This is a genomic window from Microbacterium sp. NPDC057944 (assembly GCF_042887445.1).
Classification (GTDB): domain Bacteria; phylum Actinomycetota; class Actinomycetes; order Actinomycetales; family Microbacteriaceae; genus Microbacterium; species Microbacterium natoriense.
Map to the genome: position 1 here is coordinate 287,528 of NZ_JBHVPJ010000003.1, position 24,354 is coordinate 311,881.

The 24,354-nt window shown below is 69.1% G+C and carries 22 protein-coding genes; 10 read left to right on the plus strand and 12 right to left on the minus strand.

Features of this window, described 5'->3' with window-relative positions; all coding sequences use genetic code 11:
* Positions 1 to 2 precede the first annotated feature (2 nt).
* Positions 3 to 1,682 (plus strand): glucose-6-phosphate isomerase, encoded by a 1,680-nt coding sequence (gene pgi, locus ACFVRO_RS18515; protein ID WP_386955124.1) that lies wholly within the window; start codon positions 3 to 5, stop codon positions 1,680 to 1,682.
* Positions 1,683 to 1,713: 31 nt separating this feature from the next.
* On the opposite strand, the gene ACFVRO_RS18520 is transcribed toward pgi, so the two are convergent.
* The 5 genes from ACFVRO_RS18520 to ACFVRO_RS18540 all read right to left on the minus strand — a co-directional run bounded on the left by ACFVRO_RS18520 (position 1,714) and on the right by ACFVRO_RS18540 (position 6,103).
* Positions 1,714 to 2,079, minus strand: a complete 366-nt coding sequence (locus ACFVRO_RS18520) for a cupin domain-containing protein (protein WP_386955126.1) — start codon at positions 2,077 to 2,079, stop codon at positions 1,714 to 1,716.
* Positions 2,076 to 3,041, minus strand: a complete 966-nt coding sequence (locus ACFVRO_RS18525) for an acyltransferase (RefSeq protein ID WP_386955129.1) — start codon at positions 3,039 to 3,041, stop codon at positions 2,076 to 2,078. The genes ACFVRO_RS18520 and ACFVRO_RS18525 overlap by 4 nt, the downstream gene beginning before the upstream one ends.
* A gap of 116 nt (positions 3,042 to 3,157) precedes the next feature.
* Positions 3,158 to 4,522: an NAD-dependent succinate-semialdehyde dehydrogenase gene (locus ACFVRO_RS18530; RefSeq protein WP_386955132.1), complete on the minus strand. Its 1,365-nt coding sequence runs from the start codon at positions 4,520 to 4,522 to the stop codon at positions 3,158 to 3,160.
* Positions 4,523 to 4,617: 95 nt separating this feature from the next.
* Positions 4,618 to 5,352 (minus strand): cache domain-containing protein, encoded by a 735-nt coding sequence (locus tag ACFVRO_RS18535; RefSeq protein ID WP_386955135.1) that lies wholly within the window; start codon positions 5,350 to 5,352, stop codon positions 4,618 to 4,620.
* Positions 5,336 to 6,103: a FadR/GntR family transcriptional regulator gene (locus ACFVRO_RS18540; RefSeq protein ID WP_105672332.1), complete on the minus strand. Its 768-nt coding sequence runs from the start codon at positions 6,101 to 6,103 to the stop codon at positions 5,336 to 5,338. The genes ACFVRO_RS18535 and ACFVRO_RS18540 overlap by 17 nt, the downstream gene beginning before the upstream one ends.
* Before the next feature lie 113 nt (positions 6,104 to 6,216).
* Here ACFVRO_RS18540 and ACFVRO_RS18545 point away from each other — a divergent pair, with 113 nt between their 5' ends.
* From ACFVRO_RS18545 to ACFVRO_RS18555, 3 genes are read left to right on the plus strand one after another with little or no spacing between them, the layout of a single operon-like run.
* Positions 6,217 to 7,374, plus strand: a complete 1,158-nt coding sequence (locus ACFVRO_RS18545) for a CaiB/BaiF CoA transferase family protein (RefSeq protein WP_386955138.1) — start codon at positions 6,217 to 6,219, stop codon at positions 7,372 to 7,374.
* Complete coding sequence (locus tag ACFVRO_RS18550; protein ID WP_386955141.1) at positions 7,371 to 8,561, plus strand: acyl-CoA dehydrogenase family protein; 1,191 nt, start codon at positions 7,371 to 7,373, stop codon at positions 8,559 to 8,561. Before ACFVRO_RS18545 ends, ACFVRO_RS18550 begins: the two co-directional genes overlap by 4 nt.
* Position 8,562: 1 nt before the next feature.
* Positions 8,563 to 10,008 (plus strand): aldehyde dehydrogenase (NADP(+)), encoded by a 1,446-nt coding sequence (locus ACFVRO_RS18555; RefSeq protein ID WP_386955143.1) that lies wholly within the window; start codon positions 8,563 to 8,565, stop codon positions 10,006 to 10,008.
* 66 nt (positions 10,009 to 10,074) lie between these two features.
* Here ACFVRO_RS18555 and ACFVRO_RS18560 read toward each other — a convergent pair whose 3' ends face one another.
* Positions 10,075 to 11,496, minus strand: a complete 1,422-nt coding sequence (locus tag ACFVRO_RS18560) for a flavin monoamine oxidase family protein (protein ID WP_386955146.1) — start codon at positions 11,494 to 11,496, stop codon at positions 10,075 to 10,077.
* A 206-nt stretch (positions 11,497 to 11,702) separates the two neighbouring features.
* On the opposite strand from ACFVRO_RS18560, the gene ACFVRO_RS18565 reads away from it, so the two are divergent.
* Positions 11,703 to 12,398 (plus strand): TetR/AcrR family transcriptional regulator, encoded by a 696-nt coding sequence (locus ACFVRO_RS18565; RefSeq protein WP_386955149.1) that lies wholly within the window; start codon positions 11,703 to 11,705, stop codon positions 12,396 to 12,398.
* Positions 12,399 to 12,503: 105 nt separating this feature from the next.
* On the opposite strand, the gene nrdF is transcribed toward ACFVRO_RS18565, so the two are convergent.
* From nrdF to ACFVRO_RS18590, 5 genes are all read right to left on the minus strand, one after another.
* The gene (gene nrdF / locus ACFVRO_RS18570) at positions 12,504 to 13,484 is read right to left on the minus strand and encodes a class 1b ribonucleoside-diphosphate reductase subunit beta (RefSeq protein WP_105672337.1); all 981 of its coding nucleotides are present in this window, start codon (positions 13,482 to 13,484) and stop codon (positions 12,504 to 12,506) included.
* A gap of 31 nt (positions 13,485 to 13,515) precedes the next feature.
* Entirely contained in the window at positions 13,516 to 15,660 is a 2,145-nt protein-coding gene (gene nrdE / locus ACFVRO_RS18575; RefSeq protein WP_386955152.1) for a class 1b ribonucleoside-diphosphate reductase subunit alpha, read from the minus strand.
* The gene (gene nrdI / locus ACFVRO_RS18580) at positions 15,657 to 16,118 is read right to left on the minus strand and encodes a class Ib ribonucleoside-diphosphate reductase assembly flavoprotein NrdI (protein WP_386955155.1); all 462 of its coding nucleotides are present in this window, start codon (positions 16,116 to 16,118) and stop codon (positions 15,657 to 15,659) included. Before nrdI ends, nrdE begins: the two co-directional genes overlap by 4 nt.
* Positions 16,119 to 16,124: 6 nt before the next feature.
* The gene (nrdH, locus tag ACFVRO_RS18585) at positions 16,125 to 16,358 is read right to left on the minus strand and encodes a glutaredoxin-like protein NrdH (RefSeq protein WP_067118559.1); all 234 of its coding nucleotides are present in this window, start codon (positions 16,356 to 16,358) and stop codon (positions 16,125 to 16,127) included.
* 330 nt (positions 16,359 to 16,688) lie between these two features.
* Positions 16,689 to 17,549 carry a GNAT family N-acetyltransferase gene (locus tag ACFVRO_RS18590; RefSeq protein WP_386955157.1) on the minus strand — a complete coding sequence of 287 codons (861 nt, stop codon included), beginning with the start codon at positions 17,547 to 17,549 and terminating at the stop codon, positions 16,689 to 16,691.
* A 214-nt stretch (positions 17,550 to 17,763) separates the two neighbouring features.
* On the opposite strand from ACFVRO_RS18590, the gene ACFVRO_RS18595 reads away from it, so the two are divergent.
* From ACFVRO_RS18595 to ACFVRO_RS18615, 5 genes are all read left to right on the plus strand, one after another.
* Entirely contained in the window at positions 17,764 to 18,927 is a 1,164-nt protein-coding gene (locus tag ACFVRO_RS18595; RefSeq protein WP_263294797.1) for an MFS transporter, read from the plus strand.
* A gap of 20 nt (positions 18,928 to 18,947) precedes the next feature.
* On the plus strand, positions 18,948 to 19,706 hold the full coding sequence (locus ACFVRO_RS18600; protein WP_386955159.1) for an alpha/beta fold hydrolase: 759 nt from the start codon (positions 18,948 to 18,950) through the stop codon (positions 19,704 to 19,706).
* Positions 19,703 to 20,863, plus strand: coding sequence for an acyl-CoA dehydrogenase family protein (locus ACFVRO_RS18605; RefSeq protein WP_386955162.1), 1,161 nt, complete (start codon positions 19,703 to 19,705; stop codon positions 20,861 to 20,863). The genes ACFVRO_RS18600 and ACFVRO_RS18605 overlap by 4 nt, the downstream gene beginning before the upstream one ends.
* Positions 20,864 to 20,943: 80 nt before the next feature.
* Entirely contained in the window at positions 20,944 to 21,411 is a 468-nt protein-coding gene (locus ACFVRO_RS18610; RefSeq protein WP_105672344.1) for an Lrp/AsnC family transcriptional regulator, read from the plus strand.
* A complete protein-coding gene (locus ACFVRO_RS18615) occupies positions 21,408 to 22,793 on the plus strand; it encodes an aspartate aminotransferase family protein (RefSeq protein ID WP_105672345.1) in 1,386 nt (461 codons plus the stop codon). The genes ACFVRO_RS18610 and ACFVRO_RS18615 overlap by 4 nt, the downstream gene beginning before the upstream one ends.
* On the opposite strand, the gene ACFVRO_RS18620 is transcribed toward ACFVRO_RS18615, so the two are convergent.
* Complete coding sequence (locus tag ACFVRO_RS18620) at positions 22,790 to 24,328, minus strand: PucR family transcriptional regulator ligand-binding domain-containing protein (protein WP_386955164.1); 1,539 nt, start codon at positions 24,326 to 24,328, stop codon at positions 22,790 to 22,792. The genes ACFVRO_RS18615 and ACFVRO_RS18620 overlap by 4 nt on opposite strands.
* Positions 24,329 to 24,354 lie beyond the last annotated feature (26 nt).

The window sequence follows — 24,354 nt, forward strand, 5'->3', positions numbered from 1 at the left end:
CCATGACCGCTCCCGTTGACCCGACCCGCACGTCCGCCTGGTCCGAGCTCACCGCGCTCCGCGGCGGGTTCGTCCCCGACCTTCGCGGCTGGTTCGCCGCCGACCCCGCGCGCGCGGAGCGCTTCTCGCTCCCCCTCGCCGATCTGCACGTCGACCTGTCGAAGAACCTCGTCACCGACGACGTGCTCGCAGCGCTCCTCCGCCTCGCTGAGGAGACCGGGGTCGCCGAGCGCTACGCCGCCATGCTCTCGGGGTCGCACCTCAACACCACCGAGGACCGTGCCGTGCTGCACACGGCGCTGCGCCGCCCCGCGAACGCCTCTCCGGCCCTCGTCGTCGACGGGCAGGACGTGGATGTCGATGTGCAGGAGGTGCTCGGCGCGCTCTCGGCCTTCGCCGACCGCGTCCGCTCCGGCGACTGGCGCGGCATCACCGGCAAGAGGGTGACGCACGTCGTGAACATCGGCATCGGCGGCTCCGACCTCGGCCCCGTCATGGTCTACGAGGCGCTCAAGCCCTATGCGGATGCCGGCATCCAGGCCCGTTTCGTCTCGAACATCGACCCGACCGACCTCGCGCAGAAGACGTCGGACCTCGACCCCGAGACGACGCTGTTCATCGTCGCGTCGAAGACCTTCACGACCCTGGAGACGCTCACCAACGCTCGGCTCGCCCGCGACTGGCTGTGGGCCGGTCTCACGGCATCCGGAGCGATCGACGGCGGCGAGCAGTCCCGCACCGACGCCGTCGCGCACCACTTCGTCGCGGTCTCCACCGCTCTCGACAAGGTCGCGGCCTTCGGCATCGACCCGACGAACGCCTTCGGCTTCTGGGACTGGGTGGGCGGCCGCTACTCGGTCGACTCCGCCATCGGCCTGTCGCTCGCGATCGCCCTCGGACCCGACACGTTCCGCGACCTCCTCGCGGGCTTCCACGCCGTCGACGAGCACGTCCGCACCACTCCCCTGGAGCGCAACGTCCCGGTCCTGATGGGGCTCCTGAACGTCTGGTACGTGAACTTCTTCGACGCGCAGTCGCACGCCGTGCTCCCCTACGCGCAGCAGCTCAGCCGCTTCCCCGCATACCTGCAGCAGCTCACCATGGAGTCCAACGGCAAGTCGGTGCGCTGGGACGGCACGCCCGTCACCACCGACACCGGAGAGGTCTTCTGGGGCGAGCCCGGCACCAACGGCCAGCACGCGTTCTACCAGCTGATCCACCAGGGCACGCGGCTGATCCCCGCCGACTTCATCGCCTTCGTGAACCCGGCCTACCCGCTCACCGACGGCGGGCAGGACGTGCACGCGCTGTTCCTGGCGAACTTCCTCGCGCAGACCAAGGCGCTCGCGTTCGGCAAGACGGCCGCCGAGGTCGAGGCCGAGGGCACCACGGGGGCTCTCGTCGCCGCCCGCACCTTCGCCGGGAACCGCCCGACGACGTCGATCTTCGCGCCGGCGCTCACCCCGCAGGTGCTCGGCCAGCTCATCGCGCTCTACGAGCACATCACGTTCACGCAGGGCACGATCTGGGGCATCAACTCGTTCGACCAGTGGGGCGTCGAGCTCGGCAAGCAGCTCGCCATGCAGATCGCCCCGGCGATCGAGGGCGATGCGGATGCCGTCGCCGCGCAGGACCCGTCGACGAAGGCGCTGCTGGAGTACTACGCCGAGCACCGGAACTAGCTCCCCGCCGCGGCGCGGAGGACCGGTCGGGTCAGCGGAGCTCGCGCAGCTCCGAGGTCATGTCCCCTCCGGCATCCCCGGTGTTGACCGTGCCCTTCGGCTCGAACAGGAGGGCGTGGACCTCGTCGTCGGCCTTCGGGCAGTGCTCGACGGCGCGCGGCACCACGTACACGTCGTTCGGGCCGAGGACGACGTCGCCGTCGCGGAGCTGGATGGTCAGCGTGCCGCTGATCACCATGAACAGCTCGTCGGTGTCGGGATGGGTGTGCCAGACGAACTCGCCCTGCAGCTTCACCACCTTGACGTCGTAGTCGTTCACGCTGGTCAGCCGATGCGGCTGCCAGTGCTCGGTGATGGCCGCGAGGGCGTCGTGCACGTTGCGAACGTCGTCTGTCATACGGCGGAGCCTATCGCCCGCGCGCCCCGCACCCTGGCCTGCCCGGTGATCCACGGGGAGAGCGGAGTGCGCAGCGCGACCAGCCCCAGGGCGAGCGGCACGAGGATGCCGAGGGTGAACTGCGCCCACGGCGGCGCCCCCAGCCAGAGCACGAGCGGATGCAGCAGGACCACGGTCAGCAGCGGCAGGGCGAGAAGAGTGCAGGCCCTGGCGAAGCGCCCGGGGCGCACGACGCTCTCGGCCACGAGGATCAGGCCGATCGAGATCGCGCTCGACGCGAGAGCGGACACGGCCGGTGTGCCGTCGTCGCCGAGCTTGATGTCCAGCGGCGCCGCCGCGCCGACCGCGACGAGCACGGCGCCGACGGCCAGAGCCACGGCGCCGGAGACCAGCGGCATCGCGATCCGGTCCCGCATGCGACGCAGCGCATCGCCGACCAGCAGGTAGAGCAGACAGGTGGCGATGTAGCCGACCCCCAGGGGCGTGCGCGACAACGGTCCGCTCCATGCCCACGCCGCGAGGGCGCCTGCTGTGCCGATGCCCCACTGCGCGGCGTACGGGAGCCGCTCCATCGCCCGGAACACGACGGCGGTGAAGAACAGCGCCGAGACGAACCACAGCGTCACGTAGGGCATCTGCGCGAACCGGCCGCCCTCCACACCCCCGGCGATCGTGTGCAGCGCATCGACCGGCTTCACGATCAGCAGCACCGCGGTCAGCACGGCGAAGGCCGCCACGTAGGGGCGCCCGAGGCTGAGCGCGCGACGGGAGACCTCGGTGCGCAGCATCCGTCCGGGTTTCCAGAGGTACCCCGTCAGGATGAAGAACACGGCCACGTGCCACGAGTACAGCCACGCCTGCGTGACGTCCTTCGTGAACGCGTGCCCTGCGACGATCGCGGCGACCGCGAGGAGCCGCACGAGGTCGATCGCACCGGAGCGGTCGGGGAGCTGATCGAGCATCACCCCAGTATTCGCCGCGCTCCCTATGAGCGCAGTGGGCTTGACGGATGCGTCCGAGCGACCCGTTCCCGCGACCCGAGCGCCCCGTTCCCCCGATCCGATCCGATCTGCCCCGATCAGCCGATGCGGATCATCTTCTTGTTCACGAACTCGTCGGCCCCGAAGCGGCCGAGCTCACGGCCGGAACCGCTGCGCTTGACGCCGCCGAACGGCAGCTCGGCTCCGTCGGCGCCGACGACGTTGACGAAGACCATGCCGGCCTCGATCCCATCGGCGACGCGCAGGGCCTGCTCGGGGTCGGTGGTGAAGACGTACGACCCGAGGCCGAAGGGCGTGTCGTTGGCCAGCTCCACGGCTGCCGCCTCGTCGGCCACGCGGAAGACCTGGGCGACCGGGCCGAAGAACTCCTCATGGAACGCATCGCTGCCGGGAGCCACGTCGGTCAGGATCGTCGCCGGGTAGTAGTTCTCCCGACGAGCGCCGCCCGAGTGCAGCGTGGCGCCCTGGGCGACCGCGCGGTCGACCTGCTCGGCGAGGATCTCGGCGGCGCGAGCCGACGAGAGCGGCCCGAGAGCGGTGCCCTCCTGCGCGGGGTCGCCCTCGACGACCGCGTTCATCGCTGCGGTGAACCTGTCGAGGAACGGCTGGTAGAGCTCATCGACGATGATGAAGCGCTTCGCCGCGTTGCACGCCTGTCCGTTGTTGTCGACACGGGCGAGCACGGCAGCCTCGACGGTCGCGTCGAGATCGTCGGTGGAGAGCAGGATGAACGGGTCGGATCCGCCGAGCTCGAGCACGACCTTCTTCAGGTGGCGTCCCGCGATCTCCGCGACCTTGGCTCCGGCGCGCTCGGATCCGGTGAGCGAGATGCCCTGCACCCGCGGATCGGCGATGACCGTCTCGATCTGCTCGTGCGAGGCGTAGAGGTTGACGTACGCGCCCTGCGGGTACCCCGCGTCGAGGAAGATCCTCTCGATCGCCGCAGCGGACTCGGGGCACTGCTCGGCGTGCTTGAGCAGGATCGGGTTGCCGATCACGAGGTTCGGGCCCGCGAAACGCGCGACCTGGTAGTACGGGAAGTTCCACGGCATGATGCCCAGCAGGACGCCGAGCGCGGAGCGGCGCACGAAGGCCGACCCCTCTCCGGCGAGGAGCTCGATCGGCTCATCCGCCAGCAGCGACTCGGCGTTGTCGGCGTAGTACTCGAAGATCGCGCTGGCGAACTCCACCTCTCCGACCGCCTGCTCGATCGGCTTGCCCATCTCGCGGACGATGATCTCGCCGAGCTCCTGGGCGCGCTCGGCGTGCAGCTCGGCCACGCGGCGCATCAGCGCCGCCCGCTCGGGCACCGTCGACGTCTTGGTCCAGGTGAGCCGCACCCGCTCGGCATCCGCGATCGCCTGCTGGAGGGCGTCTTCGCCGATGGTGTCGTACGTGCGCTCGATGACGCCGGTCGTCGGGTTCGTCACTGCGTAGGTCATGGGGCTCCTTCGATCCATGCGGGCGTGCGCTCGATCCGCACGCTGTTGAAAAAAGATACTACACAGGATGTTTCAGGAGGAGGCGTGATCCCTGATCATCCTCGCACCGGATCCGGCTGCGGGTCCGTGACGACCGCGAACGGCGCGCTGCGGCACGCCAGCGCAGCGCCGTCCTGCCATCGAGCCCGCGAGCCCGGCACGATCTCCGGCACCGTGGAGAGCACCACCCGGCCGCCCGCTCCGACCAGCGCCAGCGGGGCGGAAGACGCGGCGAAGCCGGGAAGGAGTTCGCGCTCGAGGGTGCTCACGGCGATGTCGGCGCCCACGACGCCGACCACGGTCGCGGATTCCGACGCCCCCGACGACAGCGGCATCGTCACCGTCACGATGTAGTCGCAGGTGCACAGATGATCGACATAGGGCCCGGTGACATGAGCCCGCCTGGTGTCGACGGGCACGCGATACCACTCGCGATCCCGGAAGTCCCGCACGTACTCGACGTAGCCGCGAGCGGACAGGTCGAGCGGCGTGGGCTCTGTCGTCGCGCGAAGCACCGGGTTGGTGCTGAGCGGCCCCAGCCACCACGCGAAGTGCATTCCGCCCGGGCCCTCGGATGCGTCGTCCGCGATCGCACCGGCACCGACGAGGAGCGGATTCGCCCGCGCCAGCTCCGGCACCACCAGCGACTCCACGCAGGCGTCGAGTTCGACGCGGCGGTCTCCCCCCTCGGCCAGCACCTGCTCTGCACGCTCCCGCCAGCCGTGCAGGGTCGCCACGACGCCGTCGAAGAGGGCGTCGGCGTGCGCCGCGGCGTCAGCTCGCGCGTCCATCGCTCACCTCCTGCCGTGCGCCCTCGATGCGGCTGGCCAGCACGCGCCGGAGGAGCGCCTGCTCGAGCGCTTCCACCGCAGAACGCGCAGCCCCCGGCTGTCGCCGCTGGACCGCACGGAGGATGCGCCGATCGGCTGCTCTGACGTCGCTCCGCGTGGCCTCGTCGTCGAGACCCGCCAGCAGGACGGAACCCGACTCCGCCTGGAGGCGGATCTGCTCGCGCACGAGCCGCGGAGACTGGCTCAGCACGGCGAGTTCGAGCTGGAAGCCGCCCTGGTTCATCCGCGCAGCCGCAGCCGACGAGTAGTCCGCCGCATCCAGCCAGCGCGTCACTCTGGCGACCTCGTCCTCGGTGGCGCGCTCCGCGGCGGCGGCCGCCGATGCGGACGCGAGCGCTCCGAAGATCACGGCGATGTCGGCGAGCTCCATCGGACTCAGACGCCGCACTCTGGCAGCGAGCATGTCGTCCTGGTCTCCGCCCTGCCCGACGACGAAGCTCCCTCCTCCGCGACCGCGGCGGGTCTCCAGAACCCCGGCCGTGCGGAGTATCCCGAGTGCCTCGCGCACCGTGATGAGCGCCACGCCGAAGCGTCGCACCAGCTCCGGCTCGCTGGGCAGCCGCTCACCGGGCTGCAGCACACCGAGCGCGATGCCGTCGGCGAGCCGCTGCGCCACCTGCTCTGCGCGACCGGCGTCGGTGAGCTGAGCGAACACCGCCGCCTTCACGCCGGGTCCAAGGTTCGAGGGCATGTCCTCACGATAGTCGAGCCCGGCCGCGCGCCGAACGCTTGAGCCCTTTGAAAGATTCCATATAGGATCAATACCGGTTGCACGCTGCACCCGACATGCGAAGGCGGATGACGATGACCGATTCAGCGCGCTCCGGACGACACGGAGTCCTCGACGGCGTGCGCGTCGCGGACTTCTCACGTGTGCTGGCCGGCCCCTACGCCACGATGACTCTGGCCGACTTCGGCGCCGATGTCCTGAAGATCGAGCCGCCGCTCGGCGACGACACCCGGCACTGGCTGCCTCCGATCGACGAGAACGGGATGGCCACCTACTTCGGCAGCGTGAACCGCAACAAGCGCTCTGTCGCGCTCGACCTGACCGACGAGGCGGATCGCGCGCGCGCACTGCGTCTGGCGGCATCCGCCGATGTCGTCGTCGAGAACTTCCGTCCAGGCGTGATGGCGCGCTTCGGTCTGGACCACGACGCCGTGCGCGCGGTCAATCCGGCTGTCGTCTACTGCTCGATCACCGGTTTCGGCGACGGGGCCGGCGCCGCCCTGGCCGGCTACGACCTGCTCGTGCAGGCCGTGGGAGGGCTGATGTCGATCACCGGCGACCCCGATGGCCCCGCGGCCAAGGCCGGCGTCGCTCTGGTCGATGTGCTGTGCGGGCAGAACGCCGTCGCGGGGATCCTCCTCGCCCTCCGCGAGCGCGACCGCAGCGGGGTCGGGCAGCGGATCCAGGTCGACCTCCTGCACAGCCTGCTGTCGGCCCTGACCAACCAGGCCGCCTCCACCCTCGCCACCGGCACGCCCCCGCGGCGCCTCGGCAACGAGCATCCGTCGATCGCGCCGTACGCGCTGTTCCGCGCCGCCGATCGCGACCTCGTGATCGCCGTCGGCAACGACAAGCAGTTCCGCGCACTGTCCGCGGCGCTCGATCTGCCGGGGCTCCCGACGGATCCGCGCTTCGCGAGCAACGCCGACCGCGTCGCGCACCGCGACGAGCTCACCGCCATCCTCGAGCATCGCCTGGCGACCGCCCCGGCGACGGAGTGGGTCGCGCACCTGAGCGCCGCGGGCATCCCCGCCGGTCTCGTGAACGACGTGGCCGAGGCGATCGCCTTCGCCGAACGGCTCGGACTGGACCCGGTCGTCGAGCTCGGCGCATCGCGCACGATCGCGAGTCCGATCGGCCTGAGCGAGACCCCCGCGGACTACCGCACCGCGCCCCCTGAACTGAACGACGCGCACCCCGCCGCATGGCTCACCGGAGAGGAACTCCCATGACACACGCCCCCCGCATCGACACCGTGTTCGACTTCGACGCGCTGCTCACCGACGAAGAACGCGACTGGCAGCAGCGAGCGCGAGCGTTCGCGCAGGAGCGCATCCAGCCGGTCATCGAGCAGGACTTCGAGGACGCGCACTTCCGTCGAGAGCTGATCCCCGAGCTCGGAGCACAGGGCTTCCTCGGCATGCACATCAGCGGATACGGATGCGCGGGCGCCGGCGCCGTGTCGTACGGTCTGGTGTGCCTGGAGCTGGAGGCCGCGGACAGCGGCTGGCGCACCTTCGTATCGGTCCAGGGTTCGCTGGCGATGAGCGCGATCGCCAAGTACGGCTCCGAAGACCAGAAGCAGCAGTGGCTGCCGCGGATGGCGACGGGTGAGGCCGTCGGATGCTTCGCCCTCACCGAGCCGCAGGGCGGGAGCGACCCCGCAGCGATGACCACCACCGCTCGGCGCGACGGCGACGACTGGGTGATCGACGGCGCCAAGCGCTGGATCGGACTGGCGTCGCTCGCCGACGTCGCGATCGTCTGGGCGCGCGTCGACGACCCCGCGTACGGCGAAGGGGGACGCGCGGTGCGCGGCTTCCTGGTCCCGACGAGCACACCCGGCTTCACGGCGACGCCGATCTCAGGAAAGCTGTCGATGCGCGCGTCCGTGCAGTGCGATGTCACGCTCGACGGCGTGCGGCTGCCGAGCGACGCGATCCTCCCCGGCGCCGAAGGGCTCTCCGGCCCGTTCGGGTGCCTGAACGAAGCACGGTACGGGATCATCTGGGGCGCCATGGGCGCCGCCCGCAGCTGCCTCGAGGCGGCGCTCGGGCGATCGATCTCCCGCGAGGTGTTCGGCAAGCCGATCGGCGCGAACCAGCTCACCCAGGCCAAGCTCGCCGACATGCTGCTCGAGGTCGAGAAGGGCACGCTCCTCGCGCTGCACCTCGGCAGGCTCAAGGAGCGCGGTGCTCTGACCGCGACGCAGATCTCCGTCGGCAAGCTGAACAGCGTGCGTGAGGCGCTGAAGATCGCGCACGAGGCCCGCACGATCCTCGCGGGAGACGGGATCACGAACGAGTTCCCGGTGATGCGGCATGCCGCCAACCTCGAGTCCGTGCGCACCTACGAGGGCACCGACGAGATCCACCAGCTCGTCATCGGACGCGCTCTGACCGGCCTGAGCGCGTTCTGACATGAGTGCGCACGATGCCATGGAGGATGCCGTCCTCGCGGCCGCCCGTTCCGGCCTCGCCGACTCCTCGCGCGGCGATCGCGCGGTCTGGCTGCGCGCGATCGCCGATGCGCTCACCGCGCACGCCGACGAGCTGATCGCGCTCGCCCACGTCGAGACCCATCTGAGCCTCGCGAGACTCGGCGGAGAAGTCGTGCGCACCGCCACCCAGTTGCGCTTCTTCGCCGACGTGATCAGCGAGGGCTCCTACCTGGAGGCCACGCTGGACAGCCCTGACCCCGCACTGATCCCGCCTCGGCCCGACCTGCGCCGCATCCTGCGGCCGCTCGGGGTGGTCGCGGTGTTCGCCGCGTCGAACTTCCCGTTCGCGTTCTCCGTGCTCGGCAACGACACCGCCTCGGCGCTGGCCGCGGGGTGCCCCGTCGTCGTGAAGGCCCACCCCGGCCACCCCGAGCTGTCCCGCCGGGTGGCCCAGATCGCCCGCGAGGCGCTCGTGGCAGCGAACGGCCCCGCAGACGCACTGACGCTCGTGGAGGGCCTCAGCGCAGGAGCCGCACTCGTCCAGCATCCGCTCATCGCCGCCGTCGGATTCACCGGATCCACCCGCGGTGGGCGCGCGCTGTTCGACCTCGCCTCCGCGCGCCCCGCGCCGATCCCGTTCTACGGCGAGCTCGGCTCGGTGAATCCGGTCGTGATCACGCCGCGGGCGGTCGCGGCATCCGGCGCCGGCATCGCGGCCGGCCTGGCCGGCTCGTTCACGCGCGACGGCGGGCAGTACTGCACCAAGCCGGGGCTGGTGTTCGTGCCGCCGAGCGCCGAGTTCGACGAGGCGCTGACCGCAGCCGTCGCCGCATCAGCCGGGCAGCGGTTGCTCACGAGCGGGATCTCCTCCGCGTTCGGGGAGGGCGCGGCGGAGCTCGAGGCGGAGGCCGACGTGGAGGTCCTCGCGCAGGCGCCGTCCGTGGACGGGGAGGCCGCGCCCGTGGTCGCCGCGATCGGCGCCGACGCCTTCCTCGCAGAAACGGAGAGGTTCCAGCAGGAGCACTTCGGTCCGCTCACCCTGCTGGTGCGATACGGCTCCGCCTCGCAGCTCGATGCCGCCCTGGCCGTGCTCGAGGGGAGCCTGACCGGCACCGTCTGGCACGCACCCGACGACGACGACGTTCTCGTCTCGGCGGCGACGACGGCGCTGTCACGGATCGCCGGGCGCGTGCTCTACAACGGCTGGCCGACCGGCGTCGCGATCGCGTGGAGCCAGCACCACGGCGGACCCTGGCCGGCCTCCACGGCGTCCGTGCACACCTCGGTCGGGGCGACGGCGATCCGACGCTTCCTCACTCCGATCGCGTACCAGGACGCCCCGCAGAGCGTGCTCCCCGCGGAGCTGCGCGACGGCAACCCGCTGTCGGTGCCGCGCCGCGAGGACGGACGTCCGGTCGGGGGCTGACCCGCTGCGGAGGAACGACGAAGGGCGGTGCCGATCGGCGCCGCCCTTCGTCCTGTCACGTCGAGGTCACACGCGTTCGGAAAGAGCCTCCACGATCCGCGCTGCCGTGTCCATGCCGATCCGCACGCCGCCGTCGACGTGCTGGTATCCGCTGCCCTGGATGTCGCTGCTCGCGAAGAACATCGGTCCGACCGGCTGGTTCTGCTGGTGGCCCCAGCGGCTCAGACCGCCCAGATCGTAGCTCGTGGCGAACGCTCCGCGGGTCCACTGCTCGCTCCCCCAGTCGGAGACGTAGTAGGCCACGGGCTGCGTCGCCTGCTCGCCGAAGTACGCGGCGAACGAGCTCAGGATCGCGCGACGACGTTCGTCCTCCGGGAGGGACCAGGCACGGTCCGCGGCCTCCCCCGCGATGAATCCGACGAGCATGCCTCTGCTCTCGTGCGGAGAGCTGTTGTCGTAGACCTCGCAGACGAGCTCGTGGGAGGCGAAGCCGGTCCCGCTGAGACCCCTTTCGCGCCAGAAGGGACGATCGTAGGCGGCCTGCACCTTGATCACGAGACCCATCGACACGTGCTGATGAGCGACCTGCCTCTCCCTCGGCAGCTCCGGCACGTAGTCGATGCGCGAGTACAGGTTCGGCGGGACCGCCACGACCGCGAAGCGCGCCCGCACCCGCAGTCCGTCGCTGACGGCGAGCACCTCGCCGGGTACCCCGTCGCCGTCCGCACTCCAGTGCAGCGAGCGCACGGGGGCGTTCACGCGCACGACGTCCGCGCCCAGTTCGGCGGCGATCTGCTCCGAGACCGACTGCATGCCTCCGACCACGCGCTCGTCCAGCAGCAGATCCTCGTCGATGAGGTTTCCGAAGTTCTCCGCCGACGCGATCATCAGCAGCGCCTGCAGCACGGAGAAGGCGTGAGCAGGCTTGGTGAGCATGCCCGCGGCGATGTAGTGCTCGACGATGCGACGGGCCTGAGGGTCACCGGAATGCTCGGAGAGCCAGGTGGCGAACGAGATCCGATCCAGCTCCGTCGCCCGAGGGTGCGCCCACGGCGCACTCACGTCCATCTGCGCCGCCAGCTCGTCCAGCCCCTCGACCAGACGCCCGATCTCGGCCAGCGTGGCCGGAGCGACCGGGAAGTCCCCGTCGAACTCGTGGCGCACCCCGTCGGGGGTCACGAAGACGGAGTCGCCCTCTCGGTACCGGTGGAAGGTCTCCTTGCCCAGCTCGGCGAGCAGGTCCTTCAGCGCGGTCTGCTCGACCGAGATCCACTGCCCGCCGATCTCGAAGAACGAGCCGTCGATCGTCTGAGACCAGGTGCGTCCGCCCACGCGATCCCTGGCCTCCAGCACGGCGACCGAATGCCCGGCCTGGGTCAGGCGGCGCGCGGTGACGAGACCGGATATGCCCGCTCCGATCACCACGACGTCACGGTCGAGGACTTCCGTTTCGTCCCCGTCACCGGCAGTGGATCGTGCACCCGTCATGGTCTTCCTCTCGCTCCGGACCGCGCAGGGCGGACCCGCTCACAGCGTGGCCGGAGTACCGAGCCGAATCAGCGCTGATGGCCTTCCAAGCCTAGGCAAGCGGTCGCATCACGCTCCAGGAGATCACCGGGACCGTACATTTATCGGGCGCAGGAGCGCATAGAATCAGCTCGAGCCCAATTCCGATCGTTCATTAATGAGGACCCATGTCGACATCGCGCGCCGTCGCTGCGCCGTCCGTCCGGCGCGCGCCGGGAAGGCCCCGCGAGCGCGTGCTCGATCGCGACCTGATCGCCGAGGCGGCGTTCGCCGAGATCCGCGCCGCGGGGATCCGCGGGCTCACGATGCGCGCGCTCGCGCGACGATTGGGGGTGACTCCCAGCGCCCTCTACAACCACGTCGCCTCCCGTGACGACGTGCTGGCGCTGTTGCAGGAGCGCTTCGCTGCGACCGTTGACACGACGGGCTTCGGCGTCGTGCCCCTTCGCGAGGCGCTCTCCCGCTGGGCCTGGAGCTATCTGGAGAGTCTTCGCGCACGTCCCGAGCTGGTGCCGCTCATCGTCGCGGTCCCTCTGGCTCATACGCCCTACACGGCGCTGATGTATCAGCGCGTGGTGACCGGGTTCACCGAGGCGGGGTGGCCGGATGAGAGCATCATCACCGCGATGAGCATCCTGGAGACCTACATCTTCGGCGCCACCGCCGACTCGGAATCCCCGGATGACGTGTACCAGCCCAAGGACCCGGGCCGCTCTCCCGTGCTGGCGCGCACGGCGACGGCGTTCGCCGCCACGGTGGCCGAACGCGACCTGCGCCCGCGTGACCTGCTGTTCACGATCGGCCTCGATGCGCTCCTGACCGGGATGCATCACCGCTGGGGGGCGAGCGGACGCGCCCGCTGACGCAGAACACCGCGGACACGACAAAGGCCCCAGGGGGTTCGCTCGGTTCGAGCGAGCGCCCTGGGGCCTTTCGTCGTCACAGATTCTGCGACTGACGGGCTCCGTCTAGAAGTCCCAGTCGTCGTCTTCCGTGGCCTCGGCCTTGCCGATCACGTAGGACGAACCCGAACCGGAGAAGAAGTCGTGGTTCTCGTCGGCGTTCGGCGAGAGCGCTGACAGGATCGCCGGGTTCACGTTCGTGACCGTCGACGGGAACATCGCCTCGTACCCGAGGTTCATCAGCGCCTTGTTGGCGTTGTAGTGCAGGAACTTCTTGACGTCTTCGGTGAGGCCGACGCCGTCGTAGAGGTCCTGCGTGTACTGCACCTCATTGTCGTAGAGCTCGAACAGGAGGTTGAAGGTGTAGTCCTTCAGCTCCTGACGGCGCTCCTCGGTCTCGTTCTCGAGACCCTTCTGGAACTTGTAGCCGATGTAGTACCCGTGCACGGCCTCATCGCGGATGATGAGGCGGATCAGGTCGGCCGTGTTCGTCAGCTTCGCCTTCGACGACCAGTAGATCGGCAGGTAGAAGCCCGAGTAGAAGAGGAACGACTCGAGCAGCGTCGAGGCGACCTTGCGCTTGAGCGGGTCGTCGCCCTGGTAGTAGTCCATGATGATCTGAGCCTTCTTCTGAAGGTTCGGATTCTCGGTGGACCAGCGGAACGCCTCGTCGATCTCCTTGGTCGACGCGAGCGTCGAGAAGATCGAGGAGTAGCTCTTCGCGTGCACCGACTCCATGAACGCGATGTTGGTGTACACCGCCTCCTCGTGCGGAGTGATCGCGTCGGGGATCAGCGACACGGCGCCGACGGTGCCCTGGATCGTGTCGAGCAGCGTCAGGCCGGTGAACACGCGCATCGTGAGCAGCTGCTCGTCAGCGGTCAGCGTGTTCCACGACTGGATGTCGTTCGACAGCGGCACCTTCTCCGGCAGCCAGAAGTTGTTCACCAGACGGTTCCAGACCTCGAGGTCCTTGTCGTCGATGATGCGGTTCCAGTTGATCGCCTGCACGCTGTCGACCAGCTTGATCGGGGTGTGGGGAGTCATCTTCTCGTCGTTTCTCGGGTTCAGGGACAGGTCAGAGCATGCAGGAGACGCACTCGGTCATGTCGGTGCCCTCGAGCGCCATCTGACGCAGACGGATGTAGTAGATCGTCTTGATGCCCTTGCGCCATGCGTAGATCTGCGCCTTGTTGATGTCGCGCGTGGTGGCGGTGTCCTTGAAGAACAGCGTCAGCGACAGGCCCTGGTCGACGTGCTGCGTGGCGGCGGCGTACGTGTCGATGACCTTCTCGTAGCCGATCTCGTACGCGTCCTGGTAGTACTCCAGGTTGTCGTTCGTCATGAACGCAGCCGGGTAGTAGACGCGACCGAGCTTGCCTTCCTTGCGGATCTCGATCTTCGACGCGATCGGGTGGATCGACGACGTCGAGTTGTTGATGTACGAGATCGAACCGGTCGGCGGCACGGCCTGCAGGTTCTGGTTGTAGATGCCGTGCTCCTGGATCGACGCCTTGAGCGCGACCCAGTCCTCCTGGGTCGGGATGTGCTTGCCCGCGAAGAGCTCCTTGACCTTCTCGGTCGCCGGCACCCACGCCTGATCGATGTACTTGTCGAAGAACTCCCCCGACGCGTAGGTCGAGTCCTCGAAGCCGTCGAAGGCCTGCTTGCGCTCGATCGCGAGGTTGTTCGAGGCGCGCAGCGCGTGGAACAGCACCGTGTAGAAGTAGATGTTCGTGAAGTCGATGCCCTCTTCGGAGCCGTAGTACACGTGCTCGCGAGCGAGGTAGCCGTGCAGGTTCATCTGGCCGAGGCCGATCGCGTGGGAGCGGTCGTTGCCGTCCTCGATCGAGCGCACGGAGCGGATGTGGCTCTGGTCGCTGACCGCGCTCAGCGCGCGGATCGCCGTCTCGACCGTCTGGCCGAGGTCATCGGCATCCATCGACAGCGCGATGTTCATCGAGCCGAGGTTGCAGGAGATGTCCTTGCCGATCTGGTCGTACGACAGGTCGTCGTTGTACGTGGTCGGCGTGTTCACCTGCAGGATCTCGCTGCAGAGGTTGGACATGTTGATGCGGCCCTTGATCGGGTTGGCCTTGTTCACCGTGTCCTCGAACATGATGTACGGGTAGCCCGACTCGAACTGGATCTCGGCGATCGTCTGGAAGAACTCGCGCGCGTTGATCTTCGTCTTCTTGATGCGAGGGTCGTCGACCATCTCGCGGTACTTCTCGGTGACGGAGATGTCGCCGAAGGGCACCCCGTAGACCTTCTCGACGTCGTACGGCGAGAAGAGGTACATGTCCTCGCCGTTCTTCGCGAGCTCGAACGTGATGTCGGGCACGACGACGCCGAGCGACAGCGTCTTGATGCGGATCTTCTCGTCGGCGTTCTCGCGCTTGGTGTCGAGGAACCGCATGATGTCGGGGTGGTGCGCGTTGAGGTACACCGCGCCGGCACCCTGACGGGCACCGAGCTGGTTGGCGTAGCTGAAGGAGTCTTCGAGCAGCTTCATCACGGGGATGATGCCGGAGGACTGGTTCTCGATCTGCTTGATCGGCGCACCCGCCTCGCGGATGTTCGAGAGCAGCAGCGCCACGCCGCCGCCGCGCTTGGAGAGCTGGAGGGCGGAGTTGATGCCGCGGGCGATCGACTCCATGTTGTCTTCGATGCGCAGGAGGAAGCAGCTGACGAGCTCGCCGCGCTGAGCCTTGCCCGCGTTGAGGAACGTCGGGGTCGCCGGCTGGAAGCGGCCGGAGATGATCTCCTCGACCAGCGCGACGGCGAGCTTCTCATCGCCGTCTGCGAGACCCAGGGCGGTCATCACGACGCGGTCCTCGAAGCGCTCGAGGTAGCGCTTGCCGTCGAACGTCTTGAGCGTGTAGCTCGTGTAGTACTTGAAGGCCCCGAGGAACGTCTCGAAGCGGAACTTCTTGCCGTACGCCAGGTCGTTGAGCTTCTGGATGAACTCCATCGAGTACTGCTCGATCACGGCGGGCTCGTAGTACTCCTTCTCGACGAGGTAGTCGAGCCGCTCCTTGAGCGAGTGGAAGAACACCGTGTTCTGGTTGACGTGCTGCAGGAAGTACTCCCGCGCCGCGCGCTTGTCGGCGTCGAACTGGATCTTGCCGTCCGCGTCGTACAGGTTCAGCATCGCGTTGAGCGCGTGATAGTCGAGCCCCTCATAAGAGGGGTTCGCCTTGAAGGCCACCGTCTCGGTCACTGCGTCACGCTCTGCGTGCTCGTCGACTGCAATACCCACCGTCGTTCCAATCCGTCGGTCACCCGATCGACATCGTCCTGTGTGCCGAAGATTTCGAGCCGGTACAAGTGAGGCACGTGGCACTTGCGGCTGATGATTTCGCCGGCGAGGCAGAAGGACTCGCCGAAGTTGGTGTTGCCCGCGGAGATGACTCCGCGGATGTGACGCCGGTTGTTCTCGTCGTTGAGGAACCGGATCACCTGTTTGGGCACGGCTCCGCGCTCGACGCCGCGCCCCTCACCCCCGCCATAGGTGGGGGTGATGAGCACGAACGGCTCGTCGATGACGAGCGGCTCTTCCTGCGGTCGAAGCGGAATACGACGGGCCGGAAGCCCGAGCTTCTCGACGAAGCGTGCGGTGTTGCCCGACACGCTGGAGAAGTAGACCAGGAGCGGCGCAGCGGTCGCGACGGCGCTCATGGGTGATCAGGCCAGACGGGACGCGAGCTCGTCGATCTTGTCGGGACGGAAGCCCGACCAGTGGTCCTCATCGGTCACGACGACCGGCGCCTGCATGTAGCCGAGCGACTTGACCTGCTCGAGCGCCGCCGGGTCCTCCGACAGGTCGTGGATCTCGTACTCGATGCCCTTGGCATCCAGCGCACGATAGGTGGCGTTGCACTGAACGCAGGAAGGCTTCGTGTAGACCGTGATCGACATCGTGAATCCCCTCAAATCTCTGGTTTATCCGGCAGACCCCCGCCGGGAGTTCAATACTACATATAGGGACGGACATTGGAGGCGACCACAAGGGGTAGTAGTTACATCCGTGTAGTTTTCCACCGTTCTCCACCGATACAACACAGGTTCTCCACCGTTTCTTCCACAGCCCCGAGGGTGTCGAACCGGGCGTCGAAACGCGTAAACTCGCGGCTCCGGAGAGACCCGCTCGGATCCATCCACAGGGGGCACGCTACGCGCGGCATCCGACATTCGATTTTCTGTGGAAACTGCGTTCCGGCGTGTCGCGGCGTGTCCGCGACACGGACCTCAGCGCACCGACGGACGACGCTGCCAGGTGGTCGTGACTGGCCGGTAGCCGAGGCGCGACCAGAACGGCCCCGACTGCGGATTCGCCACCGAGTAGTCGAGCCGCACGGAGCCCGCGCCCTCCCCCGCGAGGATGCCGTGGACGGCGTCGACCACCCTCCGGCCGAGTCCGGCTCCGCGCGCATCCGGGGCGAGGTACATGGCGTCGAGGTAGGCGCGAGGCGGAGAGCCGGGCGTCTCCGAGTCGGGGAAGGCGTGCACGTAGCCGAGCGCCGCGCCGTCCTGCTCGATCAACCACGTCCAGTCCGGCCAGGACCGCAGTCGATCCGTCATCGACGCCAGAAGCAGCTGCTCCGCCCCCTGCCTGCGGAACACGGCGCCGAAGTCGGCCTCATGGGAGAGGAGAAGGGCGTCGAAGGCGGCGAGCGCCGGGGCGTCAGATGCCGAGGCCGCACGCAGCAGCGCCCCGTCTCCGAGTCCGTGCACGGCGGCGAGTCCGTGCGCGGCATCCGATCGGCCGGAGGAGGACAGCCTGCGGGCCGCGTCGATCGTGACGGGAGCGAAGCCCCTCGTCAGCAGGGCGAGGACGAGGTCGGTGTCGTCGCTCGGCAGCCGCACCGTGCAGGACGACTCCTCATCTCCGGGCTCCTCGACGGCGAGCACGTCGTCCAGCCAGACGTCGAGCACCTCCCCCACGGCCGCGCGGCGGGCATCCCGGTCGCCGTCTCCGCAGCTCAGCTCGAGGGTGTGGCGACGCAGCGCGCCCCACAGGGCCTCCGCCTCGTCGGCGCGGAAGGAGGAGAATCCAGCCGTCGCCTCGGCCGGAACAGCTCCTCGTCGGGCTCTCAGCACCTGGGTCATCGGGTCCTCCTCGGCGACCCGACCGGGCGCCGGGTCCGCGGTCCACGTTCGCGCGCGTGCCCGCGAGGGAGCAAGAGGACGCGATCAGCCGTTCACCGGGAGGCAAGCGCCGTGCGCGACGCGCACACGCGGGTTCCTCCGTGTCCCCGCCGCCCGGTAGCGTTGACCCGTGGCGGGATACCGGGATCTTCTTCGCACGCCGGGAGTGGCGCGCATGATCGCTGCTCAGCTGACCGCGCGCTTCCCGAACGGGATGAGCTCCCTCGCGATCCTGCTGCACGTCGAGCAGCAGACCGGCTCGTACGGCGCCGCCGGTCTCGTGCTCGCGGCGACCAGCGTCGGCCAGGCCGTCGCCGGCCCGATCACGAGTCGGTGGATGGGTGTCTGGGGCATGCGGCGCGTGCTCACTCTCACGCTCAGCGTGTGCGTCGTCGCCGTCCTGGGTCTCGCCCTGCTGCCTCTCACCTTGCCGGGTTACATGATCCTCGGTCTGATCGCCGGGCTCTCCACCCCGCCGATCCAGGCAGCGGTGCGGACGATCTACCCCAAGCTGGTGAACTCGTCCCAGCTGACGCCGCTCTTCTCCCTCGACGCCTCCCTGCAGGAGATCATCTGGATCCTCGCTCCGGTGGTGATCACCCTCGTGTCCACGCAGATCGGCACGGTGGAGGGCCTGCTGCTCGTGGCGATCGTGCTGGTCGGCGGCGGCTCGTGGTTCATCCTCTCCCCCGAGGTCGGCCGCGTCCGCATCCCGCGCAGCCGCAACCCCCTCGGCACTGTCGTGCTCAAGCCGCCGGTGATGCTGGCGACCGTGATCGGCTTCCTCCTGATCGGCGCGTGCGCCGCGGTCGAGGTCGGCGTCGTCGCCACCTTCGAACACGGAAGCCTGGAGGCGGGGCTCGTCCTCGCGGTGTTCTCCGCGGGCAGCCTGGCGGGCGGACTCGCGTTCGGCCACCTCCCCATCGGCCCCTGGGCGATGGCCAGGCGACTGCTGATCGTCACGGTCGGCCTCGCGCTGACGATGGTGATGCTGAACGTGTTCTGGCTCGGCGGCACCCTGATCCTCGCGGGGATCGGCATCGCCCCCGCCCTCGCGATGCTCTTCGCGATCACCTCGGCGAGCGTGAAGTTCAGCGAGACCGCCGAGGCGTTCGGCTGGGCGGGCACCGGTCAGCTCATCGGCGCGGCTGCGGGCTCCGCGGTCGCCGGCTTCCTCGTCGACGTCACCGACTGGCGCGGGGCGTACCTCGCGGCCACACTGTTCGCCGCGGTCGGGCTGGTGGTGTCGATCGTGTTCGTCCGAGCATTCCCCGACCTACGAGGCCGCGACGCGAGCCCCCGCCCCGACACGGAGCCGCTCGCCGTCACCCCGTCCTGAGCGGATCGTAAGCTGGGCTCATGCCCGCGCCGCTCAGCCTCCCCCGCATCTCCTGGGGAGATCCCGCGTCCTCCAGACGAGCGCTCCTCGTGCACGGTCTCGGCTCCTCGGCCGCTCTCATGTGGCGTCTGGGCGACGCCCTGGCCGGGGCCGGATGGCACGCCACCGCCGTCGACCTGCGCGGTCACGGAGACGCGCCCCGCTCCCTCGACTACACGATCGCGGCGTACGCCGCCGATCTCGCGGCGACCCGCCCCGAGGGAGACGGGGCCTGGGATGCCGTGATCGGCCACTCCCTCGGCGGCGCCTCCGGCACGGTGGCCTCGGCATCCTCTCCCGGATGGACGCTCCGACTCGTCCTCATCGATCCTGCCATCGTGCTCGACGGACGCGATGCGAACGTCATCCGCAAGAGCCAGGAGCGCGCGTTCGCCGACAACCGCATCGACGCCGTGCGCGACGAGCATCCGCACTGGCACCCGCAGGACGTCGAGCTGAAGGTGGACGCCGTGCACCGCGCCAGCCGCTGGGCGGTCGAGCAGACGAGCGTCCAGAACCGGCCGTGGGATGTCCGTCCAGAGGCTGCGCAGCTGTCCGTCCCCACGCACGTGATCGCCGCGGATCCGACCGTCTTCAGTCTGTTCGCCGGAGACTCGGCCGCGGAGATCCTCGCATCGAATCCGCGTCTCACGATGAGCGTGGTCGAGGGAGCCGGCCACTCGCTGCACCGCGACAAGCCGGAGGAGTCCGTGCGTCACCTGTTGGAGGCCCTGTCATGAGCGAATTCGATCCCGCCGCGTACCTGCCCGACGACCTCCTGGAGCGCATCCGCGAGCGCGCACCGATCCACGACCGCGAGAACACCTTCCCCCAGCAGGACCTCGACGAGCTGCGGGATGCCGGCTACCTCTCGATCCTCGTGCCGGCCGAGCGCGGCGGCGCGGGGCTGGGTCTCGCCGAGGCCGCGCTCCTGCAGCAGCGGCTCGCCGGCGCGGCCCCGGCGACCGCGCTGGCGATCAACATGCATCTCGTCTGGACGGGCGTCGCGAAGGTCTTCTCCGACCGCGGGGTGCCTGGTCTCGAGTTCGTGCAGGACGGCGCCGTCGCCGGGGAGGTCTTCGCGTTCGGCATCAGCGAGGGCGGCAACGACCTCGTGCTGTTCGGCAGCGACACCGCTGCCGAGCCGACAGGAGACGGCGGCTACTCCTTCACGGGGACGAAGATCTTCACCTCACTGGCCCCGGTCTGGACGAAGCTCGGACTGCACGGGCTCGACACCACGAGCGACGACGCCCCTAAGCTCGTGTTCGCCTTCGTGGAACGCACGGCGGCCGTCGAGACCGGAGACGACTGGGACACCCTGGGCATGCGCGCGACCCAGTCGCGCACCACCCGGCTGAAGGGCGCGGTGGCGGATGCCGCGCACGTGGTCCGCCGCATCGACCCCGGGCCCACGCCCGATCCGATCGTGTTCGGCATCTTCTCGGTGTTCGAGATCCTGCTCGCCTCTGTGTACACGGGCATCGCGCGCCGCGCCCTCGATCTCGCGGTGCTGACCGCGCAGAAGCGCACCTCGAAGAGGACCGGCCTCCCCTACGCCCAGGACCCGGACATCCGCTGGCGGATCGCCGACATGGCCCTCTCCTACGATGCGCTGCCGCCGCAGATCGCCGCGCTCGCGCGCGACGTCGACGAGAGCGCAGACCACGGCGCCCGCTGGTTCTCGCTGCTGTCCGGTGTGAAGCATCGTGCGATCACCACCGCCAAGCATGTCGTCGACCAGGCGATGCTCACGGCGGGCGGCGGATCGTACTTCTCCTCCAACGAGCTGTCGCGGCTCTACCGCGACGTGCTCGCCGGGGCGTTCCATCCCTCCGACCCCGAGTCCGCGCACGCCACGGCGGCGAGCGCGTGGCTGGGGCCGATCGAGGCCTGAACCCGCGATTTCGCAGATTTTCTGAATTTCTCCTGCGGAATCGGTTGCCGATCGACCCTTGGTGATGCGAGGATCGCACCATGGGTTCGACGAAGAAGCTCCCCACCCTCGACGACGTCTCCAAGACGATCATCGAGCTGCTCCAGGAGGACGGGCGCCGCTCGTACTCCGATATCGGGCGCGTCGTCGGCCTCAGTGAGGCCGCCGTCCGCCAGCGCGTGCAGCGCCTCACCGACTCCGGGGTCATGCAGATCGTCGCGGTGACCGATCCGATGCAGCTCGGCTTCAGCCGGCAGGCGATGATCGGCATCCGCGTGACCGGCGACACCCGGGTCGTCGCCGAGGAGATCGCCGCGATCGAGGCGATCGACTACGTCGTGATCACGGTCGGTTCGTTCGACATCCTCGCCGAGGTCGTGTGCGAGGACGACGACGATCTGCTCGCGCTGATCAACGACAGCATCCGACCGATCGACGGAGTCCTGTCGACCGAGACCTTCATCTACGCCAAGCTGCAGAAGCAGCTCTACAACTGGGGGACCAGATGAGCACCACACCCACCGAAGCCGAACTCCAGGCGATGGCCAAAGACCACCTCTGGATGCACTTCACCCGGCAGTCCACGATGGAGAAGTCGGGCGTGCCCATCATCGTCAAGGGCGACGGCCACCGCATCTGGGACTCCAAGGGCAAGGAGTACTTCGACGGCCTCGCCGGCCTGTTCGTGGTCAACGCGGGTCACGGCCGTCGCCGGCTCGCCGAGGCTGCGGCGAAGCAGGCGTCTGAGCTGTCCTTCTTCCCGCTGTGGTCGTACGCCCACCCCGCGGCGATCGAGCTCGCCGATCGGCTGGCCGAGGAGGCGCCGGGCGACCTGAACCGCGTCTTCTTCTCCACAGGCGGCGGCGAAGCGGTCGAGACCGCCTTCAAGCTCGCCAAGCAGTACTGGAAGCTGATGGGCCAGCCCACCAAGCACAAGGTCATCTCGCGCGCGGTCGCCTACCACGGCACCCCGCAGGGCGCTCTGGCGATCACCGGCATCCCCGCCATGAAGGCGATGTTCGAGCCGGTCACCCCCGGTGGATTCCGTGTGCCGAACACGAACTTCTACCGCGCCGCCGAGATGGGCGCGCCGTCTGACGACATCGAGCTGTTCGGACGATGGGCCGCCGACCGCATCGAGGAGATGATCCTCTTCGAAGGCCCGGAGACGGTCGCCGCGGTGTTCCTCGAGCCCGTGCAGAACTCCGGCGGGTGCTTCCCGCCGCCTCCCGGCTACTTCGCCAGGGTCCGTGAGATCTGCGACAAGTACGACGTGCTGCTCGTGTCCGACGAGGTCATCTGCGCCTTCGGTCGTCTCGGCCACACCTTCGCGTGCACGGGACTCGGCTACGTGCCCGACATGATCACGTGCGCCAAGGGCATGACCAGCGGCTACTCCCCGATCGGCGCGACCATCGTCAGCGACCGCATCTACGAGCCGTTCTCGAAGGGCGACACGACCTTCTATCACGGCTACACCTTCGGCGGGCACCCCGTGTCGGCCGCGGTCGCGCTGGAGAACCTCGCGATCTTCGACGAGGAGAACCTCAACGCGCACGTGCGGGAGAACTCCCCCCTGTTCCGCGCCGAGCTCGAGAAGCTCAGCGACCTGCCCATCGTGGGCGACGTCCGCGGCGACGGGTACTTCTTCGGCATCGAGCTGGTCAAGGACAAGACGACCCGGGAGACGTTCGACGACGCGGAGTCCGAGCGCCTGCTGCGCGGCTTCCTCTCCCCCGCGCTCTACGAGGCGGGGCTGTACTGCCGCGCCGACGACCGCGGCGACCCCGTGATTCAGCTCGCACCGCCGCTCACGATCGGGCCGTCCGAGTTCCGCGAGATCGAGCAGATCCTCCGCGATGTGCTGACCCGCGCGCAGGGGGTCCTCTAGCTCCCCGCGGTGCTCCGCCTCGCCAGCAGCGCGAGGTGGAGCGCCGCGAGCGTCTCGCCGTCGTCGAGGTCGGCGTCCAGCAGATCGCCGATCAGCGTGATCCGCTGGTAGAACACCGACCGGGAGAGATGGCTGGCGGATGCCGCCGCAGAGCGGTTGCCCGGATGAGCGACGAGTGCGCCGAGCACGTCGAGCAGATCGCCTCGGCGTTCGCGGTCGTAGGCGACGAGGGGCGCGAGCATCCGCTCGCTGTGCGCGTGCAGGCGGTGGTCGTCGCGCAGTGAGGCGACCAGGCGCTCGAGCGGACGATCGTCGACGCGACGCACCCGAGCGCCCGCGTCGGAGCGATCGCTCGCCGCCAGGTCGCGCGCGGCGCGGAGGGAGGAGAGCAGATCGAGCACGCCGTCGGCCGGTGGTCCGACGAAGACCGCCCGCTCGCCGCCCGCGATGCGGACCACCAGCTCGTCGGTGAGCACGACGGATGCCGGCAGCGACAGCAGCGCCACGTCGTCGTCGCCCACCCGGGCGGCCACGACGGCGCATCCCGCCTGCCTGGCGCGATACGCGAGCTCGCTGGCCGAGCGTGCACCGCGAGCGACGATTCCGTGGCACTGTCGATCCGCGACGGCGAAGCCCCCGGCGGCGAGGCGCGCGGCGATGTCGTCGGGGCTCGCGAACCGCGCCCCGAGCAGGTCGTCGATGATGCCGCTCTGGGCGAGCACCGACCACTCGGCGTCGCCGCCGTCGGCGAGGCATCCGAACGCGAGCGCGGTCGCCCCCTGCTCCAGCACCGTGAGGCGACCCGCAGGATGCGCGGGTCCTGGCAGCGCCAGGAGCGTCCCCCACCGCACCCCTCTCGCCTGCACCGGGACGCGATCGGCCTCCCCGAGATCCGTCAGCGCCTCGGCCACCGGCATCCGCAGCGCCTCCAGCGCGATCACCTCGTGCGCGAGGTTCTCCAGGACGACCGGGGCGCCCAGCGCCTTCGCCGTCTCCGACACCACGACGTCGGCCGGGGCTCCCTGAAGGCTCAGCGCTGTGAACAGCTCGTGCAGTCGCTGGCGCTCACGAAGCGCGTCGGTCTGCGCCGCGATCAGCGCCCGGTGCACGGCCTCGGTGACCGTGACGAACTTGATCTCCGCGTGCAGCGCGATCAGCGCCAGCTCCACCTCGACGCACACGTCGATCACGGGAGCGGGGACGCGCGCGTGCCCGGAGCCGAGCTCGACGACGATGCCCGCGATCCCGGCGCGATGCAGCGCCTGTGCGAACGAGCGCAGCTCCCCCGCATCCGACGGCCACCCCGCCCCGGTGCTGAGCAGCAGCTCTCCGCCGTCGAGCAGGCGGGCGACGGCGGCGCTGTCGGAGACGTGCGCCCAGCGCACCTCGGCGTCGAGGGCTCGTCCCCCGACGATCACCTCCGGAGAGCCCGCCTGCAGCACCGGCTCGGCGAGCACATCCGCCACGGTCAGCAGCGCATCCCGTCGCACCGGACGATCTGTCTGATCTGCGCCGAAGTCCTGACGTTCTGACATCGCTGATCGCCGTTCCCCTCTGTGAT

What these genes read in the sequence shown, in the direction of transcription:
- pgi (WP_386955124.1), top strand. Translation starts at nt 3, where the DNA reads ATGACCGCTCCCGTTGACCCGACCCGCACGTCCGCCTGGTCCGAGCTC.
- ACFVRO_RS18520 (WP_386955126.1), bottom strand. Translation starts at nt 2,079, where the DNA reads ATGACAGACGACGTTCGCAACGTGCACGACGCCCTCGCGGCCATCACC.
- ACFVRO_RS18525 (WP_386955129.1), bottom strand. Translation starts at nt 3,041, where the DNA reads ATGCTCGATCAGCTCCCCGACCGCTCCGGTGCGATCGACCTCGTGCGG.
- ACFVRO_RS18530 (WP_386955132.1), bottom strand. Translation starts at nt 4,522, where the DNA reads ATGACCTACGCAGTGACGAACCCGACGACCGGCGTCATCGAGCGCACG.
- ACFVRO_RS18535 (WP_386955135.1), bottom strand. Translation starts at nt 5,352, where the DNA reads ATGGACGCGCGAGCTGACGCCGCGGCGCACGCCGACGCCCTCTTCGAC.
- ACFVRO_RS18540 (WP_105672332.1), bottom strand. Translation starts at nt 6,103, where the DNA reads ATGCCCTCGAACCTTGGACCCGGCGTGAAGGCGGCGGTGTTCGCTCAG.
- ACFVRO_RS18545 (WP_386955138.1), top strand. Translation starts at nt 6,217, where the DNA reads ATGACCGATTCAGCGCGCTCCGGACGACACGGAGTCCTCGACGGCGTG.
- ACFVRO_RS18550 (WP_386955141.1), top strand. Translation starts at nt 7,371, where the DNA reads ATGACACACGCCCCCCGCATCGACACCGTGTTCGACTTCGACGCGCTG.
- ACFVRO_RS18555 (WP_386955143.1), top strand. Translation starts at nt 8,563, where the DNA reads ATGAGTGCGCACGATGCCATGGAGGATGCCGTCCTCGCGGCCGCCCGT.
- ACFVRO_RS18560 (WP_386955146.1), bottom strand. Translation starts at nt 11,496, where the DNA reads ATGACGGGTGCACGATCCACTGCCGGTGACGGGGACGAAACGGAAGTC.
- ACFVRO_RS18565 (WP_386955149.1), top strand. Translation starts at nt 11,703, where the DNA reads ATGTCGACATCGCGCGCCGTCGCTGCGCCGTCCGTCCGGCGCGCGCCG.
- nrdF (WP_105672337.1), bottom strand. Translation starts at nt 13,484, where the DNA reads ATGACTCCCCACACCCCGATCAAGCTGGTCGACAGCGTGCAGGCGATC.
- nrdI (WP_386955155.1), bottom strand. Translation starts at nt 16,118, where the DNA reads ATGAGCGCCGTCGCGACCGCTGCGCCGCTCCTGGTCTACTTCTCCAGC.
- nrdH (WP_067118559.1), bottom strand. Translation starts at nt 16,358, where the DNA reads ATGTCGATCACGGTCTACACGAAGCCTTCCTGCGTTCAGTGCAACGCC.
- ACFVRO_RS18590 (WP_386955157.1), bottom strand. Translation starts at nt 17,549, where the DNA reads ATGACCCAGGTGCTGAGAGCCCGACGAGGAGCTGTTCCGGCCGAGGCG.
- ACFVRO_RS18595 (WP_263294797.1), top strand. Translation starts at nt 17,764, where the DNA reads ATGATCGCTGCTCAGCTGACCGCGCGCTTCCCGAACGGGATGAGCTCC.
- ACFVRO_RS18600 (WP_386955159.1), top strand. Translation starts at nt 18,948, where the DNA reads ATGCCCGCGCCGCTCAGCCTCCCCCGCATCTCCTGGGGAGATCCCGCG.
- ACFVRO_RS18605 (WP_386955162.1), top strand. Translation starts at nt 19,703, where the DNA reads ATGAGCGAATTCGATCCCGCCGCGTACCTGCCCGACGACCTCCTGGAG.
- ACFVRO_RS18610 (WP_105672344.1), top strand. Translation starts at nt 20,944, where the DNA reads ATGGGTTCGACGAAGAAGCTCCCCACCCTCGACGACGTCTCCAAGACG.
- ACFVRO_RS18615 (WP_105672345.1), top strand. Translation starts at nt 21,408, where the DNA reads ATGAGCACCACACCCACCGAAGCCGAACTCCAGGCGATGGCCAAAGAC.
- ACFVRO_RS18620 (WP_386955164.1), bottom strand. Translation starts at nt 24,328, where the DNA reads ATGTCAGAACGTCAGGACTTCGGCGCAGATCAGACAGATCGTCCGGTG.